We start from the raw sequence: 14,032 nt of genomic DNA, 5'->3' as shown, positions 1-14,032 counted from the left end.
TCATTATGGCTAAATCAGCACTTTTTCCGGTGCGCAACAATGAGCCCTGCCCGCAGTGCGGGGCTGAACTTGTGATTCGCTCCGGTAAACACGGTCCGTTTCTTGGGTGCTCTCATTATCCTGAGTGTGATTATGTGCGCCCCCTGAAAAGTCAGGCAGATGGGCATGTTGTAAAAATTCTGGATGGGCAATTATGCCCTGAATGTGGTTCTGTTCTAGTATTGCGGCAGGGCCGCTTTGGCATGTTTATTGGCTGTAGCCACTATCCGGAATGCGCGCATACAGAACAAATCGATAAGCCTGATGACACGGCTATTACCTGCCCTCAATGCCAGACCGGGCATCTCATTCAGCGTCGCTCCAGGTTTGGCAAAACTTTCCATTCCTGTGATCGCTACCCTGACTGCCAGTTTGTCATCAATTTCAAACCTGTGGCAGGTGAGTGTCCCACCTGCCATTATCCCCTGTTAATAGAGAAGAAAACGGCGCAGGGTATAAAGCTCTTTTGCGCCAGCAAACAATGTGGACAGCCGGTAACGGCGGAATAAATCGTGATAAATAACCTGCAAATAGATCCTATCGCTGCAGCGGTGGCGGTCCTTAAAAATAAAAACGTCATTGCTTATCCAACCGAGGCTGTTTTTGGTGTTGGATGCGATCCAGACAGCGAAAGTGCTGTACATCGCTTACTTGAGTTGAAACACCGTCCGGTCGAAAAGGGCTTGATCCTGATTGCGGCAAATTTTGAGCAACTCAAACCATATATAGATGACAGCATGCTTAATGAAGAGCAGCGTCAGGCCATTTTTGCCTGCTGGCCCGGGCCGGTGACCTTTGTTTTCCCGGCGAGAGCCACAACACCACGCTGGTTGACCGGCCGTTTTGATTCTCTGGCGGTGCGCGTAACAGACCATCCTCTCGTCATTTCGCTATGCGAAGCTTTTGGTAAACCTCTGGTCTCGACTAGTGCAAACCTTACGGGATTACCACCTTGTAGAACAGATGACGAAGTCAGGCAGCAATTCGGGGCCGATTTCCCTGTTGTTGAAGGTATGACGGGGGGAAGACTCAACCCCTCAGAGATACGTGATGCCCTTACCGGCGAACTTTTCCGTCAGGGGTGACTTTATGGAACCTTATGTTGTTTTTGGTAACCCGATTGCGCATAGCAAGTCGCCAGCTATCCATGCGCACTTTGCTCAACAACTGAAGATAGAACATCCCTATGGGCGCATTCTTGCGCCATTAGATGATTTTACGAATACCCTGAATGCCTTTTTCGCTGAAGGCGGCAAAGGGGCGAATGTCACCATGCCATTTAAAGAAGAAGCTTTCAGTCGTGCGGATGAACTAACAGAACGGGCGGCGCTTGCTGGCGCGGTCAACACGCTTAAGCGTCTGGAAGATGGTCGGCTGGTGGGGGATAACACTGATGGTATTGGGCTGCTGAGTGACCTGCAGCGTTTGTCTTTTATTAAACCGGGTTTCCGTATCCTGCTCATTGGAGCAGGAGGCGCGGCGCGTGGTGCGCTGCTGCCGTTACTCTCGCTGGATTGTGCTGTGACAATCGTTAATCGTACCTATTCACGGGCGCACGAGCTCGCCTCACTTTTTACTCATACGGGAAGCGTAAGCGCTGTAACCCAGAGCGATTTACCCGGGCATGAATTTGATTTGGTCATTAACGCAACCTCAAGCGGCATCAGCGGTGAGATCCCGTTATTACCAGAATCCATTATTCACTCGCAGTCGTATTGCTATGACATGTTTTATCAAAAAGGTGATACGCCTTTTCTGGCCTGGTGCAAATCACGGGGTGCCACGTACTGTTCCGATGGCCTGGGCATGCTGGTGGGGCAAGCAGCACATGCGGTATTGTTATGGCACGGCGTATTGCCTGAGATCCAGCCTGTCCTTGCAGTGCTAAAACAGGAGCTTGAAGGGTGAATCAGGCGATACAGTTCCCCGATCGTGAAGAGTGGAGTGAGGCAGAGTCCATGCTTCGCTTCCCGGCGATAGTCAATGGCATGCTACTTACCTGCATTATTCGCGGCGAGGTGCTGACCTCCCGTTTTGGGGGCGATACGCCAGCGCAGTGGCTGGCGTTATTCAGGCAACATCGGTGGGACCTTGAGGATGAAGCTGAACAGCTTATCCTGGCGCAGGAAGAGGACGATCAGGGTCAGATCTGGTTATCCTGAGCAAGGTATTCATCTTTCCATTTCACATAATTATTGGCTGAATATTTCAGCCCTTCTATTTCAGCCTCAGTGAGTGGGCGGATTTGCTTAACGGGGCTGCCAAGGTATAAATAGCCGCTCTCCAGCCTCTTATTCTGTGGGACCAGACTCCCTGCTCCAATCATTACATCTTCTTCGATAACTGCACCGTCGAGCACAATCGAGCCCATGCCCACCAGTACCCGATTACCAATAGTGCAGCCGTGGAGCATTACCTTGTGCCCTATCGTGACGTCATCTCCAATAAGGAGAGGATTACCAGCGGGGTTGTACGACGATTTGTGAGTGACATGCAATACGCTTCCATCCTGAATATTACTGCGCGCCCCTATCATTACGTAATTGACGTCACCTCGTATGACGACAAGAGGCCAGATACCCACATCGTCACCGATTCTGACATCGCCAATGACAACGCTGGTGTCATCAACCATCACCTTCATACCCACTTTTGGAAAAAGATCCTTATAAGGACGTAATACTGTAGACATAGCTACCTCATCGAAAACAGGTTGTGATGATGACTTTGGTAGCAATACCGGCGTTGTGCAACCCTTTTGCTTATCAGAATTTGAGCAGATCGTATGGGATCTGGGCGAAAAGAATGGAAAAGCAGCAATCAGAAAAAAAGATCTAAAAAAGGCTTGTGCTAAAAGTTTGGATCCCTATAATGCGCCTCCATCGACACGGCAGATGTGAATCACTTCACACTAAACAGCCGGTTCGGTTGAAGAGAAAAATCCTGAAAATCAGGGTTGACTCTGAAAGAGGAAAGCGTAATATACGCCACCTCGCAACGGTGAGCGAAAGCCGCGTTGCACTGCTCTTTAACAATTTATCAGACAATCTGTGTGGGCACTCAAAGTGACATGGATTCTTGATGTCCTCGGACAAAAAATGAATACCAAGTCTCAAAGAGTGAACACGTAATTCATTACGAAGTTTAATTCTACGAGCATCAAACTTAAATTGAAGAGTTTGATCATGGCTCAGATTGAACGCTGGCGGCAGGCCTAACACATGCAAGTCGAACGGTAGCACAGAGAGCTTGCTCTCGGGTGACGAGTGGCGGACGGGTGAGTAATGTCTGGGAAACTGCCTGATGGAGGGGGATAACTACTGGAAACGGTAGCTAATACCGCATAACGTCGCAAGACCAAAGAGGGGGACCTTCGGGCCTCTTGCCATCAGATGTGCCCAGATGGGATTAGCTAGTAGGTGGGGTAATGGCTCACCTAGGCGACGATCCCTAGCTGGTCTGAGAGGATGACCAGCCACACTGGAACTGAGACACGGTCCAGACTCCTACGGGAGGCAGCAGTGGGGAATATTGCACAATGGGCGCAAGCCTGATGCAGCCATGCCGCGTGTATGAAGAAGGCCTTCGGGTTGTAAAGTACTTTCAGCGGGGAGGAAGGCGATACGGTTAATAACCGTGTCGATTGACGTTACCCGCAGAAGAAGCACCGGCTAACTCCGTGCCAGCAGCCGCGGTAATACGGAGGGTGCAAGCGTTAATCGGAATTACTGGGCGTAAAGCGCACGCAGGCGGTCTGTCAAGTCGGATGTGAAATCCCCGGGCTCAACCTGGGAACTGCATTCGAAACTGGCAGGCTTGAGTCTTGTAGAGGGGGGTAGAATTCCAGGTGTAGCGGTGAAATGCGTAGAGATCTGGAGGAATACCGGTGGCGAAGGCGGCCCCCTGGACAAAGACTGACGCTCAGGTGCGAAAGCGTGGGGAGCAAACAGGATTAGATACCCTGGTAGTCCACGCTGTAAACGATGTCGACTTGGAGGTTGTGCCCTTGAGGCGTGGCTTCCGGAGCTAACGCGTTAAGTCGACCGCCTGGGGAGTACGGCCGCAAGGTTAAAACTCAAATGAATTGACGGGGGCCCGCACAAGCGGTGGAGCATGTGGTTTAATTCGATGCAACGCGAAGAACCTTACCTACTCTTGACATCCAGAGAACTTTCCAGAGATGGATTGGTGCCTTCGGGAACTCTGAGACAGGTGCTGCATGGCTGTCGTCAGCTCGTGTTGTGAAATGTTGGGTTAAGTCCCGCAACGAGCGCAACCCTTATCCTTTGTTGCCAGCGATTCGGTCGGGAACTCAAAGGAGACTGCCAGTGATAAACTGGAGGAAGGTGGGGATGACGTCAAGTCATCATGGCCCTTACGAGTAGGGCTACACACGTGCTACAATGGCGTATACAAAGAGAAGCGACCTCGCGAGAGCAAGCGGACCTCATAAAGTACGTCGTAGTCCGGATTGGAGTCTGCAACTCGACTCCATGAAGTCGGAATCGCTAGTAATCGTGGATCAGAATGCCACGGTGAATACGTTCCCGGGCCTTGTACACACCGCCCGTCACACCATGGGAGTGGGTTGCAAAAGAAGTAGGTAGCTTAACCTCCGGGAGGGCGCTTACCACTTTGTGATTCATGACTGGGGTGAAGTCGTAACAAGGTAACCGTAGGGGAACCTGCGGTTGGATCACCTCCTTACCTTAAAGAACCTGCCTTTGCAGTGCTCACACAGATTGTCTGATGAAATGAAGCAGTAAAGAAATCTCTGCAGGCTTGTAGCTCAGGTGGTTAGAGCGCACCCCTGATAAGGGTGAGGTCGGTGGTTCAAGTCCACTCAGGCCTACCAAATTTCTGCTGATGCTGCGTTGCGGCGACACTCACATACTTCAGTATGCTTCGTGTCACCACGCCTTGCCTCAACAGAAATTAAGGTTGATGAGGTTTACCGATGGGGCTATAGCTCAGCTGGGAGAGCGCCTGCCTTGCACGCAGGAGGTCTGCGGTTCGATCCCGCATAGCTCCACCATCCTTTACTGCACACCACAAGAAAACTTCAGAGTGTACCTGAAAAGGTTCACTGCGAAGTTTTGCTCTTTAAAAATCTGGATCAAGCTGAAAATTGAAACAACACCCTGTTTCTTTTCTCCGTAATAAGAAAAGAAAAACAGGCGTGTTTGAGTCTCTCAAATTTTCACGACACTGAAGCGTTTTACGAAACAGCTTCGGGTTGTGAGGTTAAGCGACCAAGCGTACACGGTGGATGCCCTGGCAGTCAGAGGCGATGAAGGGCGTGCTAATCTGCGATAAGCGCCGGCGAGGTGATATGAACCCTTGACCCGGCGATACCCGAATGGGGAAACCCAGTGTGATTCGTCACACTATCATGTCATGAATACATAGTGGCATGAGGCGAACCGGGGGAACTGAAACATCTAAGTACCCCGAGGAAAAGAAATCAACCGAGATTCCCCCAGTAGCGGCGAGCGAACGGGGAGGAGCCCAGAGTCTGAATCAGCAAATGTGTTAGTGGAAGCGTCTGGAAAGTCGCACGGTACAGGGTGAAAGTCCCGTACACGAAAACGCATCTGTTGTGAACTCGAAGAGTAGGGCGGGACACGTGGTATCCTGTCTGAATATGGGGGGACCATCCTCCAAGGCTAAATACTCCTGACTGACCGATAGTGAACCAGTACCGTGAGGGAAAGGCGAAAAGAACCCCGGCGAGGGGAGTGAAAAAGAACCTGAAACCGTGTACGTACAAGCAGTGGGAGCACCTTCGTGGTGTGACTGCGTACCTTTTGTATAATGGGTCAGCGACTTATATTCTGTAGCAAGGTTAACCGTATAGGGGAGCCGCAGGGAAACCGAGTCTTAACTGGGCGTTAAGTTGCAGGGTATAGACCCGAAACCCGGTGATCTAGCCATGGGCAGGTTGAAGGTTGGGTAACACTAACTGGAGGACCGAACCGACTAATGTTGAAAAATTAGCGGATGACCTGTGGCTGGGGGTGAAAGGCCAATCAAACCGGGAGATAGCTGGTTCTCCCCGAAAGCTATTTAGGTAGCGCCTCGTGAATTCATCTCCGGGGGTAGAGCACTGTTTCGGCTAGGGGGCCATCCCGGCTTACCAACCCGATGCAAACTACGAATACCGGAGAATGTTATCACGGGAGACACACGGCGGGTGCTAACGTCCGTCGTGAAGAGGGAAACAACCCAGACCGCCAGCTAAGGTCCCAAAGTCATGGTTAAGTGGGAAACGATGTGGGAAGGCACAGACAGCCAGGATGTTGGCTTAGAAGCAGCCATCATTTAAAGAAAGCGTAATAGCTCACTGGTCGAGTCGGCCTGCGCGGAAGATGTAACGGGGCTAAACCATGCACCGAAGCTGCGGCAGCGACACTATGTGTTGTTGGGTAGGGGAGCGTTCTGTAAGCCGTTGAAGGTGGCCTGTGAGGGCTGCTGGAGGTATCAGAAGTGCGAATGCTGACATAAGTAACGATAAAGCGGGTGAAAAGCCCGCTCGCCGGAAGACCAAGGGTTCCTGTCCAACGTTAATCGGGGCAGGGTGAGTCGACCCCTAAGGCGAGGCCGAAAGGCGTAGTCGATGGGAAACAGGTTAATATTCCTGTACTTGGTGTTACTGCGAAGGGGGGACGGAGAAGGCTATGTCGGCCGGGCGACGGTTGTCCCGGTTTAAGCATGTAGGCGGAGGTTCCAGGTAAATCCGGTACCTTTTAACGCTGAGGTGTGATGACGAGGCACTACGGTGCTGAAGTGACAAATGCCCTGCTTCCAGGAAAAGCCTCTAAGCATCAGGTAACACGAAATCGTACCCCAAACCGACACAGGTGGTCAGGTAGAGAATACCAAGGCGCTTGAGAGAACTCGGGTGAAGGAACTAGGCAAAATGGTGCCGTAACTTCGGGAGAAGGCACGCTGGTGCGTAGGTGAAGTGACTTGCTCACGGAGCTGAAACCAGTCGAAGATACCAGCTGGCTGCAACTGTTTATTAAAAACACAGCACTGTGCAAACACGAAAGTGGACGTATACGGTGTGACGCCTGCCCGGTGCCGGAAGGTTAATTGATGGGGTTATCCGTAAGGAGAAGCTCTTGATCGAAGCCCCGGTAAACGGCGGCCGTAACTATAACGGTCCTAAGGTAGCGAAATTCCTTGTCGGGTAAGTTCCGACCTGCACGAATGGCGTAATGATGGCCAGGCTGTCTCCACCCGAGACTCAGTGAAATTGAACTCGCTGTGAAGATGCAGTGTACCCGCGGCAAGACGGAAAGACCCCGTGAACCTTTACTATAGCTTGACACTGAACATTGAGCCTTGATGTGTAGGATAGGTGGGAGGCTTTGAAGCGTGGACGCCAGTCTGCGTGGAGCCAACCTTGAAATACCACCCTTTAATGTTTGATGTTCTAACGTGGACCCGTGATCCGGGTTGCGGACAGTGTCTGGTGGGTAGTTTGACTGGGGCGGTCTCCTCCTAAAGTGTAACGGAGGAGCACGAAGGTTAGCTAATCCTGGTCGGACATCAGGAGGTTAGTGCAATGGCATAAGCTAGCTTGACTGCGAGAGTGACGGCTCGAGCAGGTGCGAAAGCAGGTCATAGTGATCCGGTGGTTCTGAATGGAAGGGCCATCGCTCAACGGATAAAAGGTACTCCGGGGATAACAGGCTGATACCGCCCAAGAGTTCATATCGACGGCGGTGTTTGGCACCTCGATGTCGGCTCATCACATCCTGGGGCTGAAGTAGGTCCCAAGGGTACGGCTGTTCGCCGTTTAAAGTGGTACGCGAGCTGGGTTTAGAACGTCGTGAGACAGTTCGGTCCCTATCTGCCGTGGGCGCTGGAGAATTGAGGGGGGCTGCTCCTAGTACGAGAGGACCGGAGTGGACGCATCACTGGTGTTCGGGTTGTCATGCCAATGGCACTGCCCGGTAGCTAAATGCGGAAAAGATAAGTGCTGAAAGCATCTAAGCACGAAACTTGCCCCGAGATGAGTTCTCCCTGAGACTTTAAGTCTCCTGAAGGAACGTTGAAGACGACGACGTTGATAGGTCGGGTGTGTAAGCGCAGCGATGCGTTGAGCTAACCGATACTAATGAACCGTGAGGCTTAACCTTACAACGCCGAAGCTGTTTTGGCGTGAAGAGAGACGATTTTCAGCTGATTCCAGAATTAAGTGCGCAATAATTTGCGCAGCAGCAAGGCGGCCAGCGAAGGAAAGGAAGGAGCATACTGAGGTATGTGACTGACTTTTCGAGCGCAGGCAACGCGGCTGATGCGATAAAAGATTGCGTACAGAGCACAAAGAATTTGCCTGGCGGCAGTAGCGCGGTGGTCCCACCTGACCCCATGCCGAACTCAGAAGTGAAACGCCGTAGCGCCGATGGTAGTGTGGGGTCTCCCCATGCGAGAGTAGGGAACTGCCAGGCATCAAATTAAGTGTGCTGATATGGCTCAGTTGGTAGAGCGCACCCTTGGTAAGGGTGAGGTCCCCAGTTCGACTCTGGGTATCAGCACCAGTTTTAAAGGTTAAAGTTCGGCGCTTAGAAAAGAATTTGTCTGGCGGCAGTAGCGCGGTGGTCCCACCTGACCCCATGCCGAACTCAGAAGTGAAACGCCGTAGCGCCGATGGTAGTGTGGGGTCTCCCCATGCGAGAGTAGGGAACTGCCAGACATCAATTACGTGAAAAGGTCATCCGAAAGGATGGCCTTTTTGCATTTCTCTTTTGCTGATAACAGGTCGTACTCACGCTGCCGATGAGGCAATAAACGCCATAACGAACGCGGTACTGAGTGAGTAGCATGAAACGACCCGGCGACACATTGCCGCCGGGTGAGAGAAAGGGTTAATGAATAACCTGCGAGAGGAAAGCGCGAGTACGCTCTGATTTGGGGTGTGCGAAGAACTCTTGCGGAGGCGCTTGCTCTACGATTTCTCCGCGATCCATAAAGATCACCCGATCGGCTACCGTGCGGGCAAAGCCCATTTCATGCGTTACACAGAGCATTGTCATGCCTGACTCAGCCAGGCCAATCATGGTGTCGAGAACCTCTTTTACCATTTCCGGATCAAGCGCGGATGTTGGTTCATCAAACAACATGATTTTCGGCTTCATACAGAGTGAGCGTGCAATAGCGACGCGCTGCTGTTGCCCGCCAGAAATCTGCCCCGGAAATTTATGCGCATGCTCGGCGATACGGACCCGTTCCAGATAATGCATCGCCAGCGCTTCGGCTTCTTTCTTCGGCATTTTTCGCACCCAGACTGGTGCCAGAGTACAGTTTTGCAGCACGGTCAAATGTGGGAAAAGATTGAAGTGCTGAAATACCATGCCGACTTCCTGGCGCACTTTCTCAATGTTCCGGATATCCTCATTCAGCTCAATGCCATCCACCACGATACGGCCCTGTTGATGCTCTTCGAGATGGTTAATGCAGCGGATTGTGGTCGATTTACCCGATCCTGACGGCCCGCATAACACGATGCGTTCGCCTTGCTTCACTTTTAAATTGATATCTTTGAGAACGTGGAACTGACCATACCACTTGTTCACATCTTCGAGCGTAATCATCGCGTCTGCAGGTTGCATAGTAATTTGACTCATAGGTTCCTCAATGCGCTGAACGCCCGGTGTTAAAGCGCTTCTCCAGATGCTGGCTGTAGCGCGACATGCTAAAACAGAAAATCCAGTACACTAATGCGGCAAAGACATAGCCTTCGGTAGACATACCAAGCCAGGCGGGATCTACCGTGGCCTGCTGCACACTACTGAACAGATCAAACAGACCAATGATGATCACAAGGCTGGTATCTTTGAACAGGGCAATAATGGTATTAACCAGGCCTGGAATTACCAGCTTCAGCGCCTGCGGTAAAATCACCAGCCCCTGGGTTTTCCAGTAGCCCAGCGCCAGGGATTCGGCCGCCTCATACTGACCTTTTGGTAGTGCCTGTAAACCGCCCCGCACCACCTCTGCAACATACGCGGACTGGAACAGAATCACCCCCACCAACGCGCGTATGAGCTTATCAATACTGGTGCCTTCAGACATAAATAGCGGCAGCATGACTGATGACATGAACAGAACGGTAATCAAAGGTACGCCACGCCAGAATTCAATGAAGATGATGGAAAGCAGGCGCACGACAGGCATGGTAGAACGACGCCCCAGTGCCAGCAAAATCCCCAGCGGCAGGGCACCGGCAATGCCAACGGAGGCAATGATTAGTGTCAGTGTTAACCCGCCCCACTGACGGGTTTCAACACGTTCAAGGCCGAGAAAACCGCCGTACATCAACCACCAGACGATGAGAGGGTAAATGACTGCCCAACCGGCGATGTAACGACCGCGTGCAGGCAGTGATTTCCAGAACATCGGGGCAATAGAAAGTAGACCGATAATCAACGCAAGGTTGATACGCCAGCGTTGATCATGAGGGTACAGACCATACATGAACTGACCAAAGCGCTCGTGTACAAACACCCAGCATGCCCCTGCTTTGATACATTCTGCCCGGGTAGAACCCACCCAGTTGGCCTGAAAAAATGCCCAATTCAGCAGCGGCGGAATCAGCTCCCACATCAGCCAGAGTGAGAACAAGGTCAGGAGCGTATTGGTCCAGCTGGAAAAAAGATTTTTCTTTGCCCACAAAAGGGCACCACTCCGGGTCGTCCTTTTCTGGCGCGTCGAGTGAGACAGAATGGCTTTTGTCATCAGGATTCCTTAGCGCTCAATTAACGCGATACGGCGGTTATAGATGTTCATAAGGAGGGAAATCGCCAGGCTGATGATCAAGTAAACAGACATGGTTATTGCGATAGTCTCGATAGCTTGCCCGGTCTGGTTAAGCACCGTGCCTGCAAACAGGGAAACCATGTCCGGGTAACCGATAGCGGCCGCCAGGGAGGAGTTTTTCGCAATGTTCAGATACTGACTGGTCAGTGGCGGAATAATGACCCGTAGCGCTTGTGGAATAATGACCTGGCGTAACGTTACTGGATTAGGAATTCCGAGCGAGCGTGCCGCTTCATGCTGACCGTGCGGCACCGACTGGATCCCCGCGCGAATAATCTCGGCAATAAATGCAGAGGTATATACGGACAGCGCAATGGTTAGCGCGGCCAGCTCAGGAATCAGCACCATGCCGCCCTGGAAGTTAAAACCGCGTAAATGCGGTATTTCCCAGTGCAATGCCGCACCAAATCCCCATTGCGCCAGTAACGGCATAATAATAATCAGTGCCAGAGCGGTTGGCCATGTGCGGCGTAGCTGGCCAGTTTTCATCTGATGCGTTTTGTTGAAACGAAAGAGCCCGATGGTAATGACCACTGCGATAGCGAGGGCGCCAATAAAGGCCAGCAGACCTTCTCCCACCTGCGGTGAAGGAATATACAGTCCCCGGTTACTGACGAAGACCAGATCCATTGCGCTCAGGGCTTGTCGCGGGCCGGGAAGGTTTCGCAAAACGGCAAAGTACCAGAAGAAAATTTGCAGTAACGGCGGAATGTTACGAAACGTCTCGATATAAATTGTTGATAGCTTACGCAGCAGCCAGTTTTCAGACAGGCGAGCCAGGCCCAGGAAAAAGCCTATAAAGGAGGCAAAAACAATACACAGCGCCGAAACCAGCAGTGTATTAAGCAGACCTACGAAGAATACCCGACCATAGGTATCACCCTGTTCGTAATCAATCAGATGCTGAACAATGCCAAAGCCGGCGGCTCGGTCAAGAAAACCAAACCCGGAGGTGATACCACGATTATTCAGGTTAGTAACGGTGTTATGTATCAAATAGATCGCGATGCTGATGACAGCCACAATCGCGATGACTTGAAACAGCCAGGCACGAACCGCAGGGTTAGAAAAGGAGAGCGATCCTTTAACGGTTGGGCGGCGTTGGGACATAAGAAAACCTCGGTAGCCATGACTCTGAGCAGGGTGCCATACTGTTATGGCACCCGTAACAACGCTGACGTATTAACGTACTGGCGGAGCGTACTGAATCCCGCCGTTGTTCCAGAGATTGTTCTGGCCACGTTTAATTTTCAGTGCACTCTCAGAGCCTACATTGCGCTCGAAGATTTCTGCATAGTTGCCCACTTTCTTGATGATGTTGTAGGCCCACTTGTTATCAAGTTTCAGATCCTTACCAAAGTCACCCTCTTTGCCCAGCAGATGGGCCATGTCTGGTGTCGCAGGATTGGCCGCTTTCTCATCAACGTTTTTCGAGTTAACCCCCATTTCTTCGGCGTTCAGCATGGCGAAGAGGGTCCAGCGGACGACAGAGAACCACTCATCATCGCCGCGACGCACTACTGGTCCCAACGGCTCCTTAGAGATAACTTCTGGCAGGACAATCCACTCATCCTGGTTGCTCAACTTGATACGCAGCGCATAAAGTTGAGACTGATCGGAAGCCAGCGTGTCGCAGCGGCCTGATTCCAGAGCCTTAGCGGATTCATCAGAACGGTCAAAGGTCACTGGCGTGTATTTCATGTTGTTGGATTTAAAATAATCCGCCACGTTCAGCTCGGTATCGGTACCGGCCTGGATACAAACGGTTGCGCCATCCAGCTCTTTCGCGCTCTTAAGGCCTGCCTTGTTATGGGTCAGGAAGCCGATACCGTCATAATAGGTTACACCGGTGAAGGACATGCCCATGCCAGCATCGCGTGAAGAGGTCCAGGTGGTATTACGGGAGAGCATATCTACTTCACCCGATTGCAGCGCGGTGAAGCGCTCTTTTGCCGTCAGCGGCGTGTATTTAACTTTCGTATCATCGCCGAACAGGGCTGCGGCCACGCCGCGGCAAACGTCCACATCAATACCGGTGAACTTGCCGTTAGCGTCTGCATAAGAGAAGCCAGGCAGGCCATCACTGATACCGCATTGTACGAAACCTTTCTTTTTTACAGCATCCAGAGTTGCTCCCGCATGCGCCTGATTAACAACAGCAAACAGCGCACCGGCAGCGGCCAGGCTGGCAATCATCATCTTTTTCATAATGCATCCTGTGTGGCTAAAATTATCGTTATATAAGGCGTTAGGGAAACGCCTGAGACCTGTCTGTGGCTTTGGCCATACTCCTTAAAGCAAAGGCAGTGCCAGTTTTACGAATGCGGAAATATCTGAGTTCGCAGGCGTAATAGTGAGAGTGTAGACAGGAAAAAATAAACCAAACGCCCTGGCGTGGTGCAAAACTTCAACCTGTGCCACAAAACAGAGCAAAATATTTTCATTAAGGCGGATGCGCCAGTAAACAAGTTTCCTGGGTTAATATAAGCAAAGAGAGAATCGAATTACTTTGTGAATCACATCACGTATTAAAGAGAGAAGTTAAAAACTGGTGCGCAGGAATAACATTAATTAAGATAACTTTTTTGCCAGTGCTCTTTTGTGAGGCTAAAAATAGAGGCGGGAACCGTTTTTTGCACCGTAATAACGCAAAGCGCGGTAAGCCCGCGCTTTTATGAATGACGAGCCCTATTTGGTCAGGGCGACGATACCGAGCGTCAGCCCCGCAAGAGCTGCTGCGCCACCGGCGATAGCACCTGCGGTCTCCCAGTTATCCTGGGTTGTGCCCTTCATACAGGTATTGGTATGCACCAGACGACCTTGATCATCATAAGTCGGTACGCAGGGCGAATCATGTGCACAACCTGCCAGTAATGCAGTGAGCAGTGCAACTGAAATGAATTTTTTCATCATCTTACCTCTGATAATCACGATCCTGATATCTACTCATGCGATACCAGTCCAGAATCGAAGCCTGATTTTACCATTCAGCAGGATGGAAATACCTTAGATCAATAATCTCAAAGTATGAACAATGTAAAAATCATGGAGAGAAAAAACGGAAACAGGCTACATCATGTAGAAATAATGAAGTTTATAAAAATTAAATGCCGCCTTATATAGATTAATCTGAGTATTAGAGGATGCGTTTATTTCCGATTCGTTG

The 14,032-nt window shown here is 51.2% G+C and carries 10 protein-coding genes, 3 tRNA genes and 4 rRNA genes; 11 read left to right on the top strand and 6 right to left on the bottom strand.

Annotated elements, in window-relative coordinates:
- The first annotated feature begins 5 nt into the window (after positions 1-5).
- Genes M1D91_RS21080 through M1D91_RS21065 form a run of 4 tightly spaced genes read left to right on the top strand, consistent with a single transcriptional unit; the run spans position 6 to position 2,201 of the window.
- A complete protein-coding gene (locus M1D91_RS21080; RefSeq protein ID WP_437434284.1) occupies positions 6-548 on the top strand; it encodes a DNA topoisomerase family protein in 543 nt (180 codons plus the stop codon).
- Positions 549-551: 3 nt separating this feature from the next.
- A complete protein-coding gene (tsaC, locus tag M1D91_RS21075; RefSeq protein WP_437434283.1) occupies positions 552-1,124 on the top strand; it encodes an L-threonylcarbamoyladenylate synthase type 1 TsaC in 573 nt (190 codons plus the stop codon).
- A 4-nt stretch (positions 1,125-1,128) separates the two neighbouring features.
- Positions 1,129-1,947, top strand: coding sequence for a shikimate dehydrogenase (gene aroE, locus M1D91_RS21070; RefSeq protein ID WP_437434282.1), 819 nt, complete (start codon positions 1,129-1,131; stop codon positions 1,945-1,947).
- A complete protein-coding gene (locus tag M1D91_RS21065) occupies positions 1,944-2,201 on the top strand; it encodes a DUF1488 family protein (RefSeq protein WP_437434281.1) in 258 nt (85 codons plus the stop codon). Before aroE ends, M1D91_RS21065 begins: the two co-directional genes overlap by 4 nt.
- Here the strand turns inward: M1D91_RS21065 and M1D91_RS21060 are convergent.
- Positions 2,183-2,731 (bottom strand): gamma carbonic anhydrase family protein, encoded by a 549-nt coding sequence (locus M1D91_RS21060; RefSeq protein ID WP_437434280.1) that lies wholly within the window; start codon positions 2,729-2,731, stop codon positions 2,183-2,185. The two genes, M1D91_RS21065 and M1D91_RS21060, sit on opposite strands and share 19 nt — an antisense overlap.
- A 475-nt stretch (positions 2,732-3,206) precedes the next feature.
- On the opposite strand from M1D91_RS21060, the gene M1D91_RS21055 reads away from it, so the two are divergent.
- From M1D91_RS21055 to rrf (M1D91_RS21025), 7 genes are all read left to right on the top strand, one after another.
- A 16S ribosomal RNA gene (locus M1D91_RS21055) occupies positions 3,207-4,746 on the top strand.
- Positions 4,747-4,817: 71 nt separating this feature from the next.
- A tRNA-Ile gene (locus M1D91_RS21050) sits at positions 4,818-4,894 on the top strand.
- Positions 4,895-4,998: 104 nt separating this feature from the next.
- Positions 4,999-5,074: transfer RNA gene (locus M1D91_RS21045), tRNA-Ala, on the top strand.
- 207 nt (positions 5,075-5,281) lie between these two features.
- Positions 5,282-8,186, top strand: a 23S ribosomal RNA gene (locus tag M1D91_RS21040).
- 196 nt (positions 8,187-8,382) lie between these two features.
- Positions 8,383-8,498, top strand: a 5S ribosomal RNA gene (gene rrf, locus M1D91_RS21035).
- A 14-nt stretch (positions 8,499-8,512) separates the two neighbouring features.
- Positions 8,513-8,588 (top strand) — tRNA-Thr (locus tag M1D91_RS21030).
- Positions 8,589-8,627: 39 nt separating this feature from the next.
- Positions 8,628-8,743: ribosomal RNA gene (rrf, locus tag M1D91_RS21025) — 5S ribosomal RNA — on the top strand.
- The 16S, 23S and 5S rRNA genes sit together here with 3 tRNA genes alongside, the layout of an rRNA operon.
- Before the next feature lie 172 nt (positions 8,744-8,915).
- On the opposite strand, the gene M1D91_RS21020 is transcribed toward rrf (M1D91_RS21025), so the two are convergent.
- The 5 genes from M1D91_RS21020 to M1D91_RS21000 form a co-directional block, all read right to left on the bottom strand.
- Positions 8,916-9,674 (bottom strand): amino acid ABC transporter ATP-binding protein, encoded by a 759-nt coding sequence (locus M1D91_RS21020; protein ID WP_437434447.1) that lies wholly within the window; start codon positions 9,672-9,674, stop codon positions 8,916-8,918.
- Between the two features lie 7 nt (positions 9,675-9,681).
- A complete protein-coding gene (locus M1D91_RS21015) occupies positions 9,682-10,785 on the bottom strand; it encodes an amino acid ABC transporter permease (RefSeq protein ID WP_437434446.1) in 1,104 nt (367 codons plus the stop codon).
- 9 nt (positions 10,786-10,794) lie between these two features.
- Positions 10,795-11,976 (bottom strand): amino acid ABC transporter permease, encoded by a 1,182-nt coding sequence (locus M1D91_RS21010; protein WP_437434445.1) that lies wholly within the window; start codon positions 11,974-11,976, stop codon positions 10,795-10,797.
- 72 nt (positions 11,977-12,048) lie between these two features.
- Positions 12,049-13,074 (bottom strand): amino acid ABC transporter substrate-binding protein, encoded by a 1,026-nt coding sequence (locus M1D91_RS21005; RefSeq protein ID WP_437434444.1) that lies wholly within the window; start codon positions 13,072-13,074, stop codon positions 12,049-12,051.
- A gap of 480 nt (positions 13,075-13,554) precedes the next feature.
- Positions 13,555-13,776 carry a lipoprotein gene (locus M1D91_RS21000; protein ID WP_437434448.1) on the bottom strand — a complete coding sequence of 74 codons (222 nt, stop codon included), beginning with the start codon at positions 13,774-13,776 and terminating at the stop codon, positions 13,555-13,557.
- Positions 13,777-14,032: the final 256 nt, after the last annotated feature.

It is taken from the genome of Enterobacter sp. SA197 (genome assembly GCF_054131575.1).
This window is presented reverse-complemented; position numbering and strand designations above follow the sequence as displayed.

What these genes read in the sequence shown, in the direction of transcription:
- M1D91_RS21080 (WP_437434284.1), top strand. Translation starts at nt 6, where the DNA reads ATGGCTAAATCAGCACTTTTTCCGGTGCGCAACAATGAGCCCTGCCCG.
- M1D91_RS21010 (WP_437434445.1), bottom strand. Translation starts at nt 11,976, where the DNA reads ATGTCCCAACGCCGCCCAACCGTTAAAGGATCGCTCTCCTTTTCTAAC.
- M1D91_RS21020 (WP_437434447.1), bottom strand. Translation starts at nt 9,674, where the DNA reads ATGAGTCAAATTACTATGCAACCTGCAGACGCGATGATTACGCTCGAA.
- M1D91_RS21060 (WP_437434280.1), bottom strand. Translation starts at nt 2,731, where the DNA reads ATGTCTACAGTATTACGTCCTTATAAGGATCTTTTTCCAAAAGTGGGT.
- M1D91_RS21005 (WP_437434444.1), bottom strand. Translation starts at nt 13,074, where the DNA reads ATGAAAAAGATGATGATTGCCAGCCTGGCCGCTGCCGGTGCGCTGTTT.
- M1D91_RS21000 (WP_437434448.1), bottom strand. Translation starts at nt 13,776, where the DNA reads ATGAAAAAATTCATTTCAGTTGCACTGCTCACTGCATTACTGGCAGGT.
- M1D91_RS21015 (WP_437434446.1), bottom strand. Translation starts at nt 10,785, where the DNA reads ATGACAAAAGCCATTCTGTCTCACTCGACGCGCCAGAAAAGGACGACC.
- aroE (WP_437434282.1), top strand. Translation starts at nt 1,129, where the DNA reads ATGGAACCTTATGTTGTTTTTGGTAACCCGATTGCGCATAGCAAGTCG.